This window comes from Vibrio sabulosilitoris (assembly GCF_055391395.1).
The window spans coordinates 2,334,200-2,352,388 of sequence record NZ_AP029599.1 but is presented as its reverse complement, the minus strand read 5'-3'; the positions used below and the strand labels follow the sequence as shown (position 1 = coordinate 2,352,388).

Here is an 18,189-nt window from a genome sequence, read left to right as displayed (position 1 = left end):
GGCTTTACCCAACTTAAACTCAATATGAAAGTTAAATTTACAGCGAGGAAAATGACGTTAACGAGGGGTTTCTTTCCTAAACTTAAGTCAAATCAGAGCTATGGATATGAATTCGATAATTGATAAGGAAGTCAAATGGATAGTCGAGAAATGTTTGAATTGAGTTTTGAACGTTGCCGAGCAGACTCAGAGTTTTTTGTCCGCTTTTACCATTTATTTATGAGCGTCGAACCAAGATTAAAAAAGATGTTTAGTGCTACCGATATGGGCGAGCAAATCAAGATGTTGAATGCGGCAATGTTGATGCTAAGTAATGCCGATGAAAATCCTCCAGTGAGTTTGTTAGTCAAGCAACTGGCACATCGGCACGATGAGCGCGGCATAAGATTGACGCCCGGAGATATTGATATTTGGCTTCATTGCTTACTGCTTGCTGTTGAAGATACCGATCCGCTATTTAATGAGCAAATAGCCGCAGCATGGAAAGACACCCTTGCTTTTGGTCTTGAAAGCCTGAAGAACCAGTGTATGCCGGTGGAGGGCAATGGGAGGGATTAACAATGCACTCATCCTTCCTAATTGAGTTCATTTGTCATTGACTTGGTCTAAGTCGGTCAAGCTTTGATTGATAATATTGCCTCATGGCTTGATTGTTATCATGGGTTTCTAGTTCTACTAATAGCGCTAACGTATCACGATGTTGAGGTTGGAGTCGGTATACAGGAAGTAACCGTTGTCGAGCCAGCGATAGCTCTCCTGACTCGATATCGAGTTTGGCTAACTGTAGGGCTGCGTCAATTCGACTAGGGTCATGATCAAACACACGCTGAAAGTAGTGCCTAGCCTGGGTTTGATCTCCGGCTTTCAGTGAACATAACGCAGCATTCTCAAGTGTCACAACCGTGGCCGGATACGCTGAAGTGGCCAATGCTTGCTCCAATAACTCCTGTGCTTGCCTATACTCGCCATATCGACACAGATAACTTGCGTAGTTGTTAAGTACATAACCATTATTGGGGTGTATCTTAAGTGCGCGATGGTAGAGGGCTTGTGCTTGAAGGGGCTCATTGACTTGCTCAAAATAATAGGCGAGCGCGAGTTGTGCTTTGTAGTAATCGGGGGCATGCTCAATGGCTAAAGAGAGGTTGTATTGTGCTTTTGGCATTTGTCGTTGGCGAATATAGCTCAGTCCCAATGCAATACGGGCATCAGCCTGTTCATGCTTAACAGGAGTTGATTGATTAACAGCGTAACGGTCGGTTGTCGCACAAGCCGATAGCGAAAAGGGTATCGTGAGTAAAATTATTCGTAGGGTGTTCAATCGTCGTCTCCCTTAGCTGAATCTGATTGACATAATTTGCTACCAACCAGTCTAGTTAAGGTACACAGTGGACTATTCGTTTACTGATGAAGTTGCGAGGCAAACCAAATTTATCCGATTCTAATGCGCGCTAAAGCGACCTATGGTGTAAAAGATCTACAGGCAAAGGCATTAAAGGCCTCAGCGGGACGATTGCCGTGCGGGATGTCAATTAAGGTAAATGTCATTGTCATGCTGGGGAGCAAACTGAGCTACTCAGGCATAGAAGAGTCCTGTTGACTGACATTGCCGAGAGCGTTTGAGATAGTCTCTAACTGCTGGGTAATTTTAGCCTTATTACGTTTGAGCTTAAGTGTTAGTTGGTGAAGGGGAGCAAGAATTTTGGCTCTTCTCTGACGGTTGCGGCGATAATTCCACATACCATTACAGATAGACCAAATCGTGAGGGCGATAAATGTATAAGTAGGAATAAATACGATGTCAGGTTTTACCAAGGCGAGGGCGAGATAGCTTGAGCCTAAAACTAGTGACCAAATGCGCCATGATGTCATGCTCGGGTTGTTGTGGTCACAAAAATTGAGGAGGGACCCGTCAAGCGTGATCTCACTATCTTTGGTGATGTTGTAGGCGTATTCGTTAAAGTAAAGGCATGAAGAGGTTGAGTACTGCAAATTACTGATCGCCAGCGCGAGCCAATCACCACGAGAGACTTGACGAATAATTCGATCGCACAGAATAAAGGTATATTCTTCACCGTTGGGTAAGCGACCCACTATTGTACCGGTCAACCCCTCGGCCTTCTGTCGATTATTATTACACCTTTGAGTATGGTGTTCACAATGCTCTAGCGCCCGAATATAGTCGGCTAAATTACTGGTAATATTCTTACTGATAACTTGGACCAAGGTGAACTCACAGTTAACCCGATAAGTGTCTTGGGCTGCCAAGGCTCGTTTGTGTACGTAGTCACTCTCTTGAAACAAGCTGTACTCAGTGTGTAATTGCTGCTGTAGTAGCTCCGTTGTCGCTTTGCTTGCTCGAGGAATACTCGATGGCGCAATACGATGGCGACCACTTCCTGCCTCGATTATGCGAGATTGCATTTATATGTACCTTACCAATATAAAACCTTATTTCGGAAGTCACAGTTGGACAGTGACACCCGAAATCAGGCAATTGACTGTGTCTATCCGATCGCAGTCAAAATGCACAATACACCCAAATAAATCTCACAGAAACTGCATCTTGAGGTGACTTGGGTATACAGGAATAATTGCACTCTCAGTGCATTAATGCAATCCCTTGACTGACGGTCAGTTGGGAATTTTGTTTGGGAATGTTACTTGACGGGGTGCTGTGTGGTTTTTTGTAGATGAATCACCTCAAAATCATTGAGCTAATGTTAGATTATTATTTGCGCGTTGAGATATAGACAGGAAAGGGCAATGAAAAATCGCATCTTGGTTGTGTTTGTGATCCTAGCGGGGATGATCAGTTTTGGCCCTCGCGTTGTTACAGAGCATCATATCGATCAGCCTGCGATCACGGCACAAGAGTATCTCATCAGTGAACACTCGATTTCAGGTATCGTTGCTGGCACCGAAAAATCTATCCGGTGGTATCAACAACCGGGTGACAGGACCCAGTATGCGCTGGTGTACCTTCATGGCTTTTCCTCTTCACATCAAGACTTGGCTCCAGTGCCACAGATGGTAGCTCAGCAATTAGGGGCCAATCTACTACTCACTCGATTAAAAGGTCATGGCCTTGACGCTGATGCGATGGCTGAGCCGCAAACTCAAGATTGGTTAACAGATGCCGCTGAGGCCTGCTATGTTGCTAAGCAGTTGGGGGACAAGGTCATATTGATGGGAACGTCCACAGGTGGCACATTAGCGGCTTGGCTAGGCAGTCAGAATTGGTGTGCTGCGTCCCTAGAAGCGATAGTCCTTGTCTCCCCAAACTTTGGACCGGCTGATACCAACAGCGAGTTACTACTCCTGCCGTGGGGCGAATACTTGGCGCGGCTCGTGGTGGGAGAATATCGTGAGTTCAAGCCGCATAACGCGCAACAAGCCCAATACTGGACAGAGAAGTACCACTCACGCTCATTGGTCACTATGATGGGGGTAGTCGAAACGACTCGACATCAAATGATGGATGTCGAGGTGCCTGTACTAACCATCTATTCTCCAAAGGACCGAGTGGTGGACGTGAAACAGATTCAAACCCATGTCGAGCGACTGAGTAACCGTGCTAATCGTATGATAAGTTTTGTCGCTTCAACGGATCCAATGCAGCATGTGCTTGGCGGCGATATCCTCTCGCCCTCTTCATCACAGCAGCTGACAGAGGTGATGGTAGATTATATTTTGATGCTCAATAAAGAAGACTAACTGACTCGGGCAATGCGTTGATCTTACCTGAAAAGCGCTCACTTGTTTTTGTTAAGCACCTCGTTGATACTATCAACAATATAATTGATAACGTCAACGACAATATTAGGATTAGCATGGTCGACAATAAAACACTGGATAGCGTGTTTAACTTAGTACATTCACTCAAGCGTTTTATGCATGAGCAGATTGAAAATATCGATATTCCCTTAGCGCCAATGCAGGTTAGGGTGATGAAGATTCTGTCACGCAACAAGGGGTGTACGGCGATAGATATCGCCAATTTTCTTCAACGAGATAAGGCACAGGTTACTAGGATGTTAAAGCCGCTTATCGAACAGCAAATGATTGCCAAACAGCCGAACCCAGAGGACAAACGTAGCCAAAGATTGGTGCTCACTGATAAGGGTCAGGCGATTATCGAGCAAATTAAGCGCCTCGATATTGGTATGCTTGAAACCATGTGTCAGGGGTTGAGTGAACAAGAAATAGCGCTCTTTCAGGCAGTGTCTAAGCAGATGACAAGCAATCTTAGCAGACGAAAATAACGCTAATAAGTTGGAGCTATCAACCTATAAGTTCATGATATTTTTGTGATTGCCTTGGCATTCAGACCATGACTCCAAGGTGAAATTGAGTCTACACTGTTCAAATGAACCACGTGTCAGGATAGGACGCGTCAGTGAGAGGGAAAGGTCATGGATAGAATATGTTTATTACTCATGTTAGGGCTTTTTGTCGGCGGTTGCTCACAAACCTGGAAAGGGGTTAAGGAAGACAGCTCGACGATTTGGAATGACACCAAAGGCGCAATCCACGAGGCCACCGAGCCGGATTAGATCTTACCGGTTGAATTCTCTATCACATTGTCACCGTACACAGGGAGCAAGTTATGCGCAACAAGATGAGTTTAGTTAGCCTCTCGTTGTTCACAGTCAGTGTCTTTGCGAGTGAGCAAGTCGCTGACCATGTGGCACCAGAATTCACCAGTCAGATTGTCAGCAAACAAGCGGTATCGGCCAACAAATACATACTGACTGCGGCTAATCCCGTTGCAGTCAGCGCCGGTGCCAAAGTGCTGAAGCGTGGAGGCACAGCTGCCGATGCTGCAGTGGTTGTACAGACAGTACTCGGATTGGTTGAGCCACAATCCTCTGGTTTAGGTGGAGGGGGCTTTTTAGTCTATTACGATGCTGCCAGCCAAAGCCTGACCACCTATGATGGGCGTGAGACCGCTCCTCTCGCAGCGACCCCTAGTCTTTTCCAAGACGCGAATGGACAACCAGTCAAGTTCTTTGACGCCGTCGTGGGTGGGCGATCGGTTGCGACGCCTGCTACCGTAAAACTATTGGCTACGATTCACCGCAAATACGGTAAGCAATCATGGTCTGAGCTGCATCAACCCGCTATTGCGCTGGCCCAACAAGGTTTTATTGTCTCTGAGCGCCTGGCCTCTGCGATAGCCCGCGATGAGGCGCGCCTCAAGCGTTATCCTGACACGCAGGCCTATTTCTTCACCCCAGATGGCAATCCAGTTGCTCAGGGCGAAAGACTTACCAATCTTGAGTACGCTGTGACACTTGAGCAGATTGCAAAATATGGTGACGCAGCGTTTTATCAAGGGCAAATCGCCACTGATATTGTCAACAAGGTCACCAACATTACTGACAATCCGGGCGTGTTGAGCAAGGATGATTTTTCTATCTACCGCGTGGTTGAACGAGACCCGGTGTGTGCGCCTTACCGAGAGTACCAGATTTGTGGGATGGGGCCACCGAGCTCAGGAGCGCTGACGGTCGGTCAAATCCTAGGGATGGTCAGTCATTTTGACTTAAGCGCTCTGGGGGCAAACAGTCCGGTTGCTTGGCAAATTATTGGTGATGCGTCACGTTTGGCTTTTGCTGACCGCGGACGGTATATCGCAGATACGGATTATGTCCCGATGCCGGAAGGGCTACTCGATGCTGACTATCTTGCTAAACGTGCTGCATTTATCACTAAAGGTCAGGCACTCTCGTCTGTTTCACCGGGCGAGCCGCGATGGAGCCAAGAAATAGCCCTTGCCGACGATGACTCAATTGAGCTGCCGAGCACAACGCATATGGTTATTGTGGACCAGTATGGCAACATAGTGTCGATGACTAGCACAATCGAAAATGGGTTTGGTTCAAGGGTGATGAGCAATGGCTTCTTGCTCAACAATCAATTGACGGATTTCTCATTTGTGTCCCATGCACAGGGCTATCCGATAGCCAACCGAGTGGAGCCGGGCAAGCGTCCGCGTTCCTCCATGGCACCGACGATAGTGATGAAAGACGGTAAGCCGTATATGGCAATCGGCTCGCCAGGTGGCTCGCAAATTATTGGTTATGTCGTCAAAGCTTTGATCGCTCATATCGACTGGGGGATGGATATTCAACAGGCGATCGAATTGCCCAACATGGTAAATAGATTTGGCACATTTGACCTAGAGGCTGGCACTGAGGCGGAGCAAATGCAACAGCCTTTACAAGCGATGGGCTTTGAGGTGCAAGTAAGGGATCTTAACTCAGGCTTACACGGCGTTGTGTTTGGCGATAACATCATGCTTGGCGGCGCAGATTCTCGCAGGGAAGGGATAGTGCTTGGGGAGTAGTCAAAATTATACTCCCCCAAAGCGAAAAGCTTATTTGATAATGACATTGACGTAGCGATCGCCACGACGCTGATAATAATGGCCACCTACTTGGGCGTAGGTAAACTTACCGATCTTAATGTAAGTGGTGTGACGTGGCATTTTTTTGTAGTGGTAGTATTTATGCTTAGGGCGCTTTTTCGGTGACGGGCGATGCTTCTTCACCACGACGACTTTTTTGTGACCTTTCTTGTGCCCGTGCTTGTACCCATGTTTGTGTGCGTGCTTATGACCATGCCCATGGTGTGGCGGTTTAGCGTAGCTCTCGACGCTAAACAGTGTCACTAAAACGGCAATAAAAAGGGTTAGGGTTATGTTCTTCATTTTGTTATGTCCTGAAAAATCGTGTGCTAAGAAGTTAACTGCCTGGCTCGAATAAGGTGTTAGCTTCCGGTCAGGGCGTGTTATGTTCAGGACAGTAGCCAATTGGAAATGTCAGAGATTAACGTAAGGTTACCCCTTGAAATATTTTGTCATACATCAGGCGTGTCATACTGTCTCTCAGTAAGTTATTTTTACGACGATCCTGGTCAAGATAAGAGCACACTTCTATTGCACGACTTTTTTGCACATATTTTACCAAGTGTTGATTTAACGCGTTATCGATTTGGTCATCAACAGGCTGACAGTCAATTTGAGTCATTGTTAGTAAGACTTAAAGCATGGTTCCAAATCTATAAGCCCATCAACAACAGTGCGACTTTCCTCAGTATATTTCGCGGCGAAATATATAGTTAGCAAGGAAATCGTATGCGAGTATTAGATAGCAGACGCGTGCATCAGATGTTGTTGCAAGCCACTATGGGCTTTAAAAGCAACGATGTAGAGAAAGTGCATCAGGCGGGCAGTATCACCCAGTGGGTTGACGATCAAATTGCGGTCGGACGCTCATCGTTGGCAAATTTCCATCAGTTAACAGAGAGCGCGCACGAACAAGAGCATTGGAGTGACGTTCACTTCAATATTGGCTATACGGATATGCTAATCAAGCGTAACGATCTGTTGCGCCAGCGCATAACCTACGTCTTAACTCAACTGTTCGTCGTCAGTAATAATGCACCAGGCTTATCTCAAAATTACCGCCGTATCGCTTTCTCACATTACTACGATGAGCTTGCCAAGGTGTGTTTTGGCAACTTTCGAGACTTGCTTAAGGTGATGTCCACTTCGCCAGTCATGGGGCAATACCTGACCTATTTGGATAACGATGCGGTGGAGGGAGTGGCACCTGATGAGAACTTCGCTCGCGAATTGATGCAGCTTTTCTCGATCGGCCCAGCCATGCTGAGAATGGATGGCAGTGTCGTGACTGAAGACGGTCGCCCGGTGTTGTCATACAGCCAAGAGGATATCGAGCAAGGTGCTAAAGTGATGACCGGTTGGGGCTTGCACAATGATCGTTGGGACGTCGCCATGCGCGAAAAAGATGGCGCCCACAACACTGAAGCAAAGACCATTCTTGGCCACGATTTCCCGGCAGGTGCAAGCGCTGAGCAAGACCTTGATCAATTATTAGATATCCTGTGTGAGCACGACAACATTGCGCCATTTATCGCCAAGTTCTTTATTCAGAAGATGGTCACATCCAATCCATCGGCAGATTACATATATCGAGTTGCGAATGCGTTTCGCAACAGCGGTCTAGAGATGGTCACACTGATCAATGCCATCTTGTCAGACCCTGAAGCAGACTACTCACGCAATGATGAAGAAGATGGACTGGTCCGTGATCCTCTTATCACTCTCTCTCACGCTTTTAGAGCGCTTAACCTGACATTAAAGCCGGGCAACAATATCTTGCCAAATGCGTTTGCATGGCATAATCGTCGCTTGCCTATGAATGGCCCGAGTGTGTTTTACTACTACAAACCCCATGAAGCGCCAAGTGATGAGCGTTTCGTCGGCCTAGCTGCGCCTGAGTTTAAAATCTACAACTGGGATGATGTGCACCACTACTTCCGTCAAGTGTCTGATCTCGCGGTGCGTCTAGAGAGCGAGAACGCACAAACTTATATGAATCGTTCGAGCTTTACCCGTCACTTCTTTGAAACACAGAATGATGAGCAACTGATCGAGGAGCTTGATCTGCATCTGTTTGCATCCAATATGAGCGATGCGATGAAAGAGATTATTAGGGAGTTCCTAGCAGGGACGCCTCGTAACAATGGTCATCTGCGCGCATTGATCATTCAACTACTTATGTCACCAGAATTCATGACTCAGGGGTAAAGGATAATGAAGATTTCTAGACGTAACTTTCTAAAAAGTGGCTTATCCGGGGCTGGTGTAGCCGCACTGAACCTATCCTCTCCTTTGGCTCACGCTTTTGATAACACCTGTGGTGGGGATAAGCCCCATAAGGCGCTGGTGGGCATCAATCTTGGTGGCGGTAATGATGGGTTTAACTGTTTTATTCCTAAAGGTGCCGGTCACTATGAAGACTATCAGGCACTGAGAACAAGCTTGGCATTTGGACGCGATCAAGTGCTGGATCTTGGGCTCAGCGATGCGGGCTTAGAGCTCGGCCTGTCGCCGGAGCTAGAGGAATTAAAGTGGCTGTTTGATCAGGGCAAGGCACTGCCTGTAGTTAATGTTGGTCCACTGATGCGCGATCCAACTGTGGTGAGCGATGTTAAACAGCTTGAGCCGGTGCATATCTACTCACACAGCCATCAAAGTGCGGTTACCCAAACTCGCACTGGTCTGCAGATCAGCGATCAAGGTTGGGGCGGTCTGTCGGCTGAGTTGTTGGATAACTTATTTAGTCTTCAAGAGCTACCGCCTCTGTTTGAAGTTGGCTCACAGACCATCTGGACGAACAGCTTACCAAAATCGGCCAACCGTATCGGCACCTCGCTGCCAGCACCTATGGCATTACACGAGCAGGGTGAGTTTCTCTATCAAGCGTTTCGCGATAGCAGCATGACCAAAGGCTCTTTGTTTAAAGAGTACTATGCTGAGCTGTGTGCGGACGCGAAAGAGATGTACTCAGAGTTCGAGATTATTTTTGAAGATGAGAATGACTACGGATTTGACCTAGGTACATCGCTGGGTAAACAATTGCGCGTGGTATTGTTGCTGCTTAACGCGCGCGATGAATTTAACCACCCGGTGCAGTTCTTCTCTGTCAGCATGGGCGGTTTTGATACTCATGCGTCGCAAAGCAAAGAGCAAGGTGCACTATTGCGCACCTTGGCATCTCAGCTTTCGGTTTTCCACCAGCGCTTGGAAGAGTTGGGCTTATCCGACTCAGTGACCAGCTTTACCTTCTCTGAGTTTGGCCGCACTTTAGAGCCAAATGGCTCAGGCACCGACCACGGGTGGGGTAACTGCCAGATGGTACTTGGGGGAGATGTGCTAGGCGAGCGCGTGTTGGGTCAATGGCCAAACCTTGCTAATGGCAGTGATGAATTGCTCAGCCGTGGGCGAGTGATCCCATCAATGAGTGTCGACTTATTCCATGCGTCACTGCTCAAGTGGGTCGGCGTGCGAGACTCGGGTATTGAGGTACTTTTCCCATCGTTGAAAGAGTTTACGGTTAAGTCACTGCCAATTTTCCGTAGTTGTGACGACGCAGTTGATAGCAAACTGACTATCGTTTCTGCCAATGCCAGTGCGGTAAACCCAAATGGGATAGACAAGATTGAGCATGCGATTGATGGCAATCTTGCCACCAAGTGGTCGGCGAAAGGTCAGAATGTGACCTATACACTGACACTTGCCAACTTGGCCACGCTGCATTCAGTGCGCTTTGCACAGGACAAAGGTCATGAGCGTCGCTACTTTATGGATATTCAGGTAAGCAGTGATGGAAGCAACTTTGAGCATGTGATGAGTGTCTCCACCGATGGCGACAGTGATAATATGGTGAAGTACTCACTGGGCTCGATTCAAGCGCGCTATGTACGATTTGTATGTCAAGGCAACACAGATAGCCTGGCGCATTTACGTGATTGGAACAACTTCCGCCATATTGAGGTGTGGGGTCGCTAATTAATCAACATAAGCCGGCAATGATGTCGGCTTTTTTAGGTTCTTCGCAGCTTTCCAGGGAAAGCGGGTTTGGGGACACCTGAGCGGTTTGATCTAGCCCGCTATCTGAGTGAGGGCGAAAACCGTCAAGGTGCCGACCAGCAAAGTTTTGTCGGATAGGCGACACCTGTTACCAGATGCCGCCCTCCTAAGAACCGTACGTGCAACTTTCACTGCATACGGCTCAAGCCTCCACTAAGGCGTTATTGTTACCCAGCAACTCACAAAGCCGTGGCGACAGGATCAAACCATGAGTTGCGACCTGTGTTTTTCACCTTACGTTCATTGAGAAAACCTTCCCAAAAAGGATCGAACGGGTTCGCCTGACTCATGATTTTAACATGTCGCTTAATCGGCACTTGAGCGATTTGAAACAGCCGGATCACTCCATACAGTCCATCCTTTTTAAACCAGCCATGGAAAATCCAATGCCCTTGGTAGTTTAGAAAGTACTTATGAGCGATCCACTTGCGCCCCTTGGTTGGATGTCGTCTGACTGACCATCGCCATAACGCGAGAAACATCTGATGGCCAACATAGCCGAAGGTTTGTTTAGCAACACAATGGCGATAGTAATTCGCCCACCCTCGTAGTTTCGGATTGATCATCTTGATGAGATCGGCTACTGGGACTGTTGCGTGTTTTCTAATAAGGTCACGCATATTTCGTAAGAATGATAATACGTTGGATTTGCTCGGTTTAATGAGCAGTTTCCCTTTGTACTTTCTGGCGTTAAAGCCAAGAAAGTCAAAGCCATCATTAATATGAGTAACATGCGTTTTCTCTTCAGAAAGTGTTAAACCTCTTTCTTGTAAGAAAGCCATCAGTTGCGGCTTAATGTAATTTACAAGGACTTCCTTTGAAGACCCAGTAATAACAAAATCGTCAGCATAACCTATAAAGTTTGCTCTGCTGCCTGTTTTGCGAGCGATAGACTTAGTTAACTTCTCTAGTCCGACAAGAGTGAGCAACATCAGGGTGGGTGAAATTATCCCGCCCTGTGGTGTTCCCTCCGCCGTTTTGTAGAAGAGACCTTTGTCTATATAGCCACATTCCAGCCATTGCTTGAGCATCCTTTTGTCTGTCGGGATATTATCAAGTAGCCATTGGTGACCTATCTTGTCGAAACAAGCTTTGATATCCCCCTCAAAAACCCATTGTGCAGCTCCCTTTTTGCATAGACATTTGAAGCACTGTTGTATTGCATCGGCTGCGCTTCGATTGGGTCTAAACCCATAGCTGTTAGGGTCGGCAATTGTTTCAGATATTGGTTCTAGTGCTAGAAGGTGTAACGCTTGTTGCGCACGGTCTATCATGCACGGGATACCTAATGGTCTGAGCTTGCCGTTTTTCTTCGGGATATAGATCCTTCTGAGCGGTTTGGCTCGATAGCCTTTTCTGCTCAGTAAACTGACTGCCGCCATTCGACGTGCGTCGGTGTTCCAGATGTCGCCGTCAATTCCTGGCGTTTTACTGCCTTTGTTTTGTGATACTCGACGAACAGCAAGAAGCTTTGCTGCTTTCGAGTGAGTCAGTATCCACTGCAGTGCTTTCGCCTTACCGTGTTTACCTTCTCGGATTGCTTTTGCAATGCGCATCTGGAGCCTTAACACATGACGCTCAACCTCTTTCCTACTCCCTTCGCCGTTTGGCTACAGCGTATTAACCACTTCCGCTGCTTCACGCATAACGCACCTTACATGGATTCACTTTCATTCATCATACTGATTCCCTGGCACTCACCCAATTCGTGGTTATCAGGAGGAGCATCCTCTCACGGTTCTGCTCCCGTTTGGCATAGTGCCAAACTTCGTTACATTGTCAGGCTCGCTGCTTTATTCAGAGCCTTAGGGTCGTCTGGTGATACAAACGGTTCACTCTTATCGCGGTGAACAGCGCTTCATGCGACTTCACGTCGCACGGACAAAAACGAGTCAGTGATTTTAATAAATTAGCTTCAAGCGGATAACAAGAGGTAATGCAAATCCTCTTATTGATTGACTCACACTCATTCATTCGCAATAGAGTGTGAGTCAATCTTTTACTGAGTTAAGGGTTTGGAAATTTTCTCTCCGCGTAAGAGATATAGCTAGACGCTTTGCCAGAATCGACAAGCTCTTGAGCAAGTGACTTTATATCAGCTTGAAACCTGTCAGCCGTCATTACATTACCTTTGTGATCGGTAAACTTCATATCATCAAATAGCTCCTTATGAGCATCACTAGAATGGCGTCTAACGTTTTTAATATACTCAATGAACTTCTCGTGACGCTCTTTTGATTCATCGAGCGTAAAGCCTGACATCATGTATCTAGGGAACAAGGCTGATAGAGGATAATCTTCTGTGCGGTATTCGAAGGCTCCATCAATGGTCTCTTGACTTGCGCTGGCTAGAAAACCCCAATCTTCTTTAAAGCGCCAAGCCAAAGCTTCTGCGATGCCCTCATTCATCCAACCAAAGTAGTACATAGCCTTATTTTCATTCATGGGAGCGAAGGTCAGCAAGTGGACGAGTTCGTGAGCCATGGTCGCTCGTGGGTATATCTCAGCATTATAGATACCTGATGGGAACTGCAAGCCCACATCCTCGTTAGAATACTGTCCGCACCATGGGCACAGCCAAGGGCTAAAAGTGGCTCGTAAAAAATGCTTAGAACCTTCACCACGCAAACTGGTCAGGTAGCTGTCAAAAAGCTGGGCATCTTTGCTACAATACTCATAATCGCTGGTAGAATCGCAATACCATGCTTCAAAATCATTCCCAGCCTCACTGAAGTAGGCTCCGTATTCCAACTCGATATCTCTGCGTCTCAGGTAACCGAGAGCCTCAAAACCATAGCGATTCTGATCCTCTAAACAAAATTGCGAATAATAATCACCACCCATAATAAAACAACTCAACAGAGCGGTTTTCTGAACCGATTCGATATATCTAGGGTCTTCGTGGAGGTAATCAAGCAACTCTGGAGAGACTATTAATGTTCCACCATCGAGGTGATTGTTGATGTCATGATTAAGAACATTAACAATTAAGTCATCATTGCGATTTCTCATATGACCAAACTTTCTGTCATAGTTCATGGAGTAGAGTATTTCATCTTTATCTTTGTACCCTAACAAGTAGGACAACCTATCTAGATGCTCATTAAGCCCATAAAGAGTGGTGGCTATATCATCTACGCTGACATAACTTGCATCACCTCCCTTTAGGGTATATCGAGCATCCTTATAGGTATACACTGTCTTATGCTCGAACTCTTCAGGAGTTGGACTAATGTAACCTCGATACTGTAAGTCAAAGACGTCATCCATAGTGTGGATTTCGTCCACCTTCAATTCATCACCTAGCGACTCCGCTGTACGCATTGTGGTGTTCACTTCGGTATACCAATCGTTGTTATTTCCATCATCATTGCACCCTGCTACCGCTACGATGGCAATGGTTGTCATAACTGCTTTTACTGCTTTCACTACTTCCCCCCCCCTCAACTAGGATAATTCAATTATTCATCTAACTAACTAATAAATAGACCAAATTATGATTTAAACACCAGGGCCCAAAAATAACTCATTAACTGCCCGTTACAAAGTTAGCTGGTTTGGTAACAATTTAAACAAATTTGAAGATGTGTTTGGTAAATAGCTCAGATTGCAATTTATATCGAAAAAGCGAAATATCTCCCACTTGCATTAAAAAAAATGAGTCAAGCTACCTCGCTGTAATTTGTGAAGTAGAGGGTTGCTGGCAAGTTATGGGGCAGAAATGAGTCTCCCAGCCGCTAGTTGGTCTTGTACTTATTGACCGTGTTTTTGCGCGCCAGTGAACATTATTGTTAATGGTTAGTGAATTTAACTGGTTGTTTATTGACCGCTTTTCTTCTGCCGCGTTAATCTAAAGCTATACACTAAACTCTACTGCTTGAATGCAGCTAAGGAGCGCCGTCTATGACTGAGACACATAATCACCCGTTGAGTGGTTCTGTTGACCAATGGATTACTGCTTGGAGCAACTGGTTTTCGCCGACATTTGAGATCAATTTCGCTGGTAATCGTCCGGTTGAAAATAAAGTGGTAAGCAATGTTGCCAGTTATGGTAAACAACTGGGGCTATTGTCGGAGATCATTCTTGAGTTGGCTAAAACGCCTGATGAGCGTAAAGAAGGATTTGATGATTTGGTCGTGCAATTAGCCAAACGAGTCGAAGCTATCGAGTTGATCAAGGCTCAGTTTCAGCCTGACTTAGAATGGCAAGCGAAAGAAGTGTTGGCAAAACTGGCAAAAACTGACGAGAAAGCCTTCGCCAGAGTACTAGAAAAATTTCAAAAAGAGTCAAAAACTTGATCAGTTAAGGATAGTTGGATGAGTGCGACAAATGAACTCCCCTTGGTTCTTGCTGGCCCAATTTTACGCAAACTGACCCGCGAGTCGGTTACCTTGTGGTTGGTCACCACTCAAGATGTCGAGGTGAAGATCAACTTCTCTTCGCCAACGTGGGAGAGTGACGAATACCTTTTGGAGCCAAACAGCGCACAGCACGTTACCTTTGGCTATGCACCCTCGCTGCATTATCAACTCATCCACCTTAACCTATCTCAGCCGCTCGATACGGATTGCCTGATTGACTATCATTTAATGCTTAAACCAGTCGAAGACGAAACTGCAGGTTGGCAAAATATCACTGAGTTGATGCCTGAGTTACTCTATCCGGGGCAATCATCATTAAAACTGTGCGTTCCCAGCCGGGTCAGGTCACTGTTACATGGCTCTTGCCGTAAGCCGCATTTTGCCGGTGTTGATGGAGTGGTCGAAGCAGACCGACACGTTGAGCACGTATTATCGAATGAGAAAACACGTATCAGTGATTGGCCCTCCATGATAGTGATGTCTGGCGATCAGATTTATGCCGATGATGTTGCTGGGCCCATGCTTAGCGCAATCCACCAATTGAGTACCAAGCTCCAGTTCCCTTGCGAAACGTGGCAGGTAGCGCCTGACTCTGGTGAGAGGATGACCAGTGAAGCGCTCTACCAGCATTCGGATTGCTATTATCGGCGTGAGCATTTGTTACCCTGTACCGAAGAGGGGCAGATGCTGGTCAAAACACTGTTTGGTGGGGCACGTAAACCGGTCTTTACCAGTACCTCAGCAGACAATCACTTGATCACTCTAGGTGAATATTTGGCGTGCTATTTACTCTCTTGGTCTGAAGTACCTTGGCAGTTAGTGGACAAAAACCATTGCCCGTCACTCTCTCCACAGCTAGAACAGCGTTATCAACAAGAGCAGAGCGTAATTAACGAATTTATTCACGGCCTTGCTCAAGTTCAGCGCGTGATGGCACACCTACCAGTCGCGATGATACTCGATGATCACGATATTACCGATGACTTCAACCTCCATCGGGGCTGGGAAGAAACGGTGTATAATCATCCGCTTTCTCACCGGATGGTGGGTAACGGCATGCTGGCCTACTTAATTAACCAAGCCTGGGGGAACAGTCCAGAGACATTTAGCCAGCAACTTATCACTAGGGTGAAGCAAGCGCTAGAGCAGCCCGGAGCTGAAGATTACCCGCCACTTCTCGACGCCTTAATTAAGCTAGAAGCATGGGATTTTGAGTGGCCAACTGACCCGCCGTTAATTGTCCTTGATACGCGTACGCGTCGCTGGCGCAGCGAGTCTTCAGCGACTAAACCATCCGGGCTTCTGGATTGGGAGGCACTGACCGAGTTACAAGGTCGCTTGAGTGGACATTCGTGTGTGCTTCTGGTTTCGGCGGCACCAATATTTGGGGTAAAACTGATTGAGGTTATCCAGCGAGTAGCAACTATGGTCGGTCAACCCTTAGCCGTTGACGCAGAATACTGGATGGCGCACCCAGGTACAGCAAGTGGCATACTCAATGTGTTCTGTCATCGAAAAACCCCGCAAAATTTTGTGGTGCTCAGTGGTGACGTGCATTACTCATTTGTCTACGACGTCGAGTTGCGTGGGCGACGAAATAGCCCAGAGATTTGGCAGATCTGCAGCAGTGGGCTGCGCAACAATTTTCCAGAGCCATTACTGAGCATCCTCGATAAGCTTAATCGGTGGTTGTACTCACCACGCTCGCCACTCAACTGGTTTACCCGAAGGCGGCGGATGCGTATTACTCCGCGCAAACCGCTTGGCACGCCAAAAGGCCAGCGACTGCTCAACCACTCAGGCATTGGTTTGGTTGAGCTTGATCAAGAGGGTAGGCCAACCAAGATCAGTCAACTGGTCGGCCACCAAACTCAGGTCGAGTTTGAAAGCCGTGAGGAGGAGGCGAGCTGGCATTAGTCTTGTGGAATTAGGCCTTGAATCAGTGCTGGTCGCCAATCGAGAGTGACGGGATCGTAGGCACCAAACCCCGAGCTGTATTCCCAGTAGTGCCAGCTAAAGCCGCGTTTTTCCGACTCACGGGCGATAAATGCGGTCCAGGCCTTTTGATCTTCAGCACGAGCATACTTACTATAGACCCCGAACTCACCAATATTAATTTCATAGCCACGATTGGGTTGGCTATTCCATGTTGAAACCGCATTAAGGTAGTCATATAAGACCTGCTGCTCTTTGGTATTGCCGAGCCAGCGGGTACCTCGCCATGCGTTGGCGTTTTCAACCCATTCGGCACCTTGATGAGTAAACTGAAACGGCTCGTAAAAGTGTACGGTGATAATGGTATTGTCGGCTGTTGCTGAGTCGGGCAACTCAAGTTTTGGCAGCATAAATGGTCCGCCCCAATCTGCAGTGCCAATCATAATTTTGCGTTGTCCGAGAACGCTATTTTGATCAGCTGCGTGGTCGCTCCAAAGTAGCTTTAATAGATCATCAATCAGTAGGTTCCATTGCTCACTGCCAACCTCAGCGTGAGGCTCGTTAAGTAGCTCAAACACGAGAGTATCTTGCGGGTAGTCAGCGAGTGGGAAATGGGTCGCCAGTTGTGACCACATGGCGATCAATCGTTGCCTGTGGTGAGGGAAACCACCTGGCGTGTAAAACAGTTCATCATAATGATGGGTGTTGATCACCACGCGAAGATCGGCATCAATGGCTTGCTGCACCACCTCTTGGACGCGAGAGATAAACTTTGGGTCAATCTGAAAAGGCGCGGTTTTAGCGCTATGGGCACTCCAACGGATAGGGATGCGCACACTGGCAAAGCCCGCATCTCTGATATTGATAAAGTCTTCAGCCTGAATGGTGAGGTCATTGTTCCATTCACCCTCATAGCGCGGTGACTCCAAGTAATTGCCCATATTGATCCCACGCCCAAGAAACGTGACATCCAAGCCTCTGTGTTGATTCCAATCATAGATATCTTGGTAATAACGTGAATCAAGTTCGACAGAAGAATCGGAGTGGTGCGTGTGGTCGCTACTGCAGCCCTGGCTAAAAAGCGCCATAACGCAGCCTAAGAGGCTAAGGATAGGTCGAGATGTCTTCACTGCTCCCTCCTTGGGGTCGATAGGTGAAAGATCAGTGAACCACAGATTTTGTCGATGTGGCTATCTGATATAAGGCATTGAGTAACGAAAAATAGAAATTTGCAACCTGTCTATCAGTCCTATGAAAGTAACTGACAGTTTCACTGTTTCTGATGCGCTGGTGTTTATCTGCGATGTGACAACCATCTATCCAAAATAAAGGTATCAACAGGCTTATATGGTCGGAACCATCAAGTTCGATACCAGCACAGCTGTCGCTGTTTCTCGCTTCACGCCTCCCAACTCTCGCCGCTGCTT

At 47.0% G+C, this 18,189-nt stretch carries 14 protein-coding genes and 1 pseudogene; 9 read left to right on the top strand and 6 right to left on the bottom strand.

Annotation, left to right across the window (positions count from 1 at the left end):
* The first annotated feature begins 135 nt into the window (after window positions 1-135).
* A complete protein-coding gene (locus ACZ5R2_RS11120; RefSeq protein WP_464899444.1) occupies window positions 136-558 on the top strand; it encodes a globin family protein in 423 nt (140 codons plus the stop codon).
* A gap of 34 nt (window positions 559-592) precedes the next feature.
* On the opposite strand, the gene pilW is transcribed toward ACZ5R2_RS11120, so the two are convergent.
* Together pilW and ACZ5R2_RS11110 are read right to left on the bottom strand one after the other, a co-directional pair.
* Window positions 593-1,321 (bottom strand): type IV pilus biogenesis/stability protein PilW, encoded by a 729-nt coding sequence (gene pilW / locus ACZ5R2_RS11115; RefSeq protein WP_464899443.1) that lies wholly within the window; start codon window positions 1,319-1,321, stop codon window positions 593-595.
* 251 nt (window positions 1,322-1,572) lie between these two features.
* On the bottom strand, window positions 1,573-2,424 hold the full coding sequence (locus tag ACZ5R2_RS11110) for a hypothetical protein (protein WP_464899442.1): 852 nt from the start codon (window positions 2,422-2,424) through the stop codon (window positions 1,573-1,575).
* A gap of 342 nt (window positions 2,425-2,766) precedes the next feature.
* On the opposite strand from ACZ5R2_RS11110, the gene ACZ5R2_RS11105 reads away from it, so the two are divergent.
* From ACZ5R2_RS11105 to ggt, 4 genes are all read left to right on the top strand, one after another.
* Complete coding sequence (locus tag ACZ5R2_RS11105; protein WP_464899441.1) at window positions 2,767-3,717, top strand: alpha/beta hydrolase; 951 nt, start codon at window positions 2,767-2,769, stop codon at window positions 3,715-3,717.
* Between the two features lie 116 nt (window positions 3,718-3,833).
* Window positions 3,834-4,265: a MarR family winged helix-turn-helix transcriptional regulator gene (locus ACZ5R2_RS11100; protein WP_464899440.1), complete on the top strand. Its 432-nt coding sequence runs from the start codon at window positions 3,834-3,836 to the stop codon at window positions 4,263-4,265.
* A 150-nt stretch (window positions 4,266-4,415) separates the two neighbouring features.
* Window positions 4,416-4,556 (top strand): entericidin EcnAB, encoded by a 141-nt coding sequence (locus ACZ5R2_RS11095; RefSeq protein ID WP_464899439.1) that lies wholly within the window; start codon window positions 4,416-4,418, stop codon window positions 4,554-4,556.
* A gap of 53 nt (window positions 4,557-4,609) precedes the next feature.
* Window positions 4,610-6,352: a gamma-glutamyltransferase gene (gene ggt, locus ACZ5R2_RS11090; RefSeq protein WP_464899438.1), complete on the top strand. Its 1,743-nt coding sequence runs from the start codon at window positions 4,610-4,612 to the stop codon at window positions 6,350-6,352.
* 30 nt (window positions 6,353-6,382) lie between these two features.
* Here the strand turns inward: ggt and ACZ5R2_RS11085 are convergent, their stop codons facing one another.
* Entirely contained in the window at window positions 6,383-6,715 is a 333-nt protein-coding gene (locus ACZ5R2_RS11085) for a VPA0510 family protein (protein WP_464899437.1), read from the bottom strand.
* Between the two features lie 426 nt (window positions 6,716-7,141).
* Here ACZ5R2_RS11085 and ACZ5R2_RS11080 point away from each other — a divergent pair, with 426 nt between their 5' ends.
* Window positions 7,142-8,620 carry a DUF1800 family protein gene (locus ACZ5R2_RS11080; RefSeq protein WP_464899436.1) on the top strand — a complete coding sequence of 493 codons (1,479 nt, stop codon included), beginning with the start codon at window positions 7,142-7,144 and terminating at the stop codon, window positions 8,618-8,620.
* A 6-nt stretch (window positions 8,621-8,626) separates the two neighbouring features.
* Complete coding sequence (locus ACZ5R2_RS11075; RefSeq protein ID WP_464899435.1) at window positions 8,627-10,384, top strand: DUF1501 domain-containing protein; 1,758 nt, start codon at window positions 8,627-8,629, stop codon at window positions 10,382-10,384.
* A gap of 260 nt (window positions 10,385-10,644) precedes the next feature.
* Here ACZ5R2_RS11075 and ltrA read toward each other — a convergent pair.
* Both ltrA and ACZ5R2_RS11065 read right to left on the bottom strand, forming a co-directional pair.
* A pseudogene (gene ltrA / locus ACZ5R2_RS11070) lies at window positions 10,645-12,054 on the bottom strand (group II intron reverse transcriptase/maturase); the annotation flags it as partial.
* A 418-nt stretch (window positions 12,055-12,472) separates the two neighbouring features.
* Window positions 12,473-13,894 carry a hypothetical protein gene (locus tag ACZ5R2_RS11065; protein ID WP_464899434.1) on the bottom strand — a complete coding sequence of 474 codons (1,422 nt, stop codon included), beginning with the start codon at window positions 13,892-13,894 and terminating at the stop codon, window positions 12,473-12,475.
* A gap of 474 nt (window positions 13,895-14,368) precedes the next feature.
* On the opposite strand from ACZ5R2_RS11065, the gene ACZ5R2_RS11060 reads away from it, so the two are divergent.
* Together ACZ5R2_RS11060 and ACZ5R2_RS11055 are read left to right on the top strand one after the other, a co-directional pair.
* Entirely contained in the window at window positions 14,369-14,764 is a 396-nt protein-coding gene (locus tag ACZ5R2_RS11060; RefSeq protein WP_464899433.1) for a hypothetical protein, read from the top strand.
* 18 nt (window positions 14,765-14,782) lie between these two features.
* Window positions 14,783-16,744: a metallophosphoesterase family protein gene (locus tag ACZ5R2_RS11055; protein ID WP_464899432.1), complete on the top strand. Its 1,962-nt coding sequence runs from the start codon at window positions 14,783-14,785 to the stop codon at window positions 16,742-16,744.
* Here ACZ5R2_RS11055 and ACZ5R2_RS11050 read toward each other — a convergent pair.
* Window positions 16,741-17,892, bottom strand: a complete 1,152-nt coding sequence (locus tag ACZ5R2_RS11050; protein WP_464899431.1) for a glycoside hydrolase family 5 protein — start codon at window positions 17,890-17,892, stop codon at window positions 16,741-16,743. The genes ACZ5R2_RS11055 and ACZ5R2_RS11050 overlap by 4 nt on opposite strands.
* Window positions 17,893-18,189 lie beyond the last annotated feature (297 nt).

What these genes read in the sequence shown, in the direction of transcription:
- ACZ5R2_RS11120 (WP_464899444.1), top strand. Translation starts at nt 136, where the DNA reads ATGGATAGTCGAGAAATGTTTGAATTGAGTTTTGAACGTTGCCGAGCA.
- ACZ5R2_RS11110 (WP_464899442.1), bottom strand. Translation starts at nt 2,424, where the DNA reads ATGCAATCTCGCATAATCGAGGCAGGAAGTGGTCGCCATCGTATTGCG.
- ACZ5R2_RS11105 (WP_464899441.1), top strand. Translation starts at nt 2,767, where the DNA reads ATGAAAAATCGCATCTTGGTTGTGTTTGTGATCCTAGCGGGGATGATC.
- ACZ5R2_RS11100 (WP_464899440.1), top strand. Translation starts at nt 3,834, where the DNA reads ATGGTCGACAATAAAACACTGGATAGCGTGTTTAACTTAGTACATTCA.
- ACZ5R2_RS11095 (WP_464899439.1), top strand. Translation starts at nt 4,416, where the DNA reads ATGGATAGAATATGTTTATTACTCATGTTAGGGCTTTTTGTCGGCGGT.
- ggt (WP_464899438.1), top strand. Translation starts at nt 4,610, where the DNA reads ATGCGCAACAAGATGAGTTTAGTTAGCCTCTCGTTGTTCACAGTCAGT.
- ACZ5R2_RS11085 (WP_464899437.1), bottom strand. Translation starts at nt 6,715, where the DNA reads ATGAAGAACATAACCCTAACCCTTTTTATTGCCGTTTTAGTGACACTG.
- ACZ5R2_RS11080 (WP_464899436.1), top strand. Translation starts at nt 7,142, where the DNA reads ATGCGAGTATTAGATAGCAGACGCGTGCATCAGATGTTGTTGCAAGCC.
- ACZ5R2_RS11075 (WP_464899435.1), top strand. Translation starts at nt 8,627, where the DNA reads ATGAAGATTTCTAGACGTAACTTTCTAAAAAGTGGCTTATCCGGGGCT.
- ACZ5R2_RS11060 (WP_464899433.1), top strand. Translation starts at nt 14,369, where the DNA reads ATGACTGAGACACATAATCACCCGTTGAGTGGTTCTGTTGACCAATGG.
- ACZ5R2_RS11055 (WP_464899432.1), top strand. Translation starts at nt 14,783, where the DNA reads ATGAGTGCGACAAATGAACTCCCCTTGGTTCTTGCTGGCCCAATTTTA.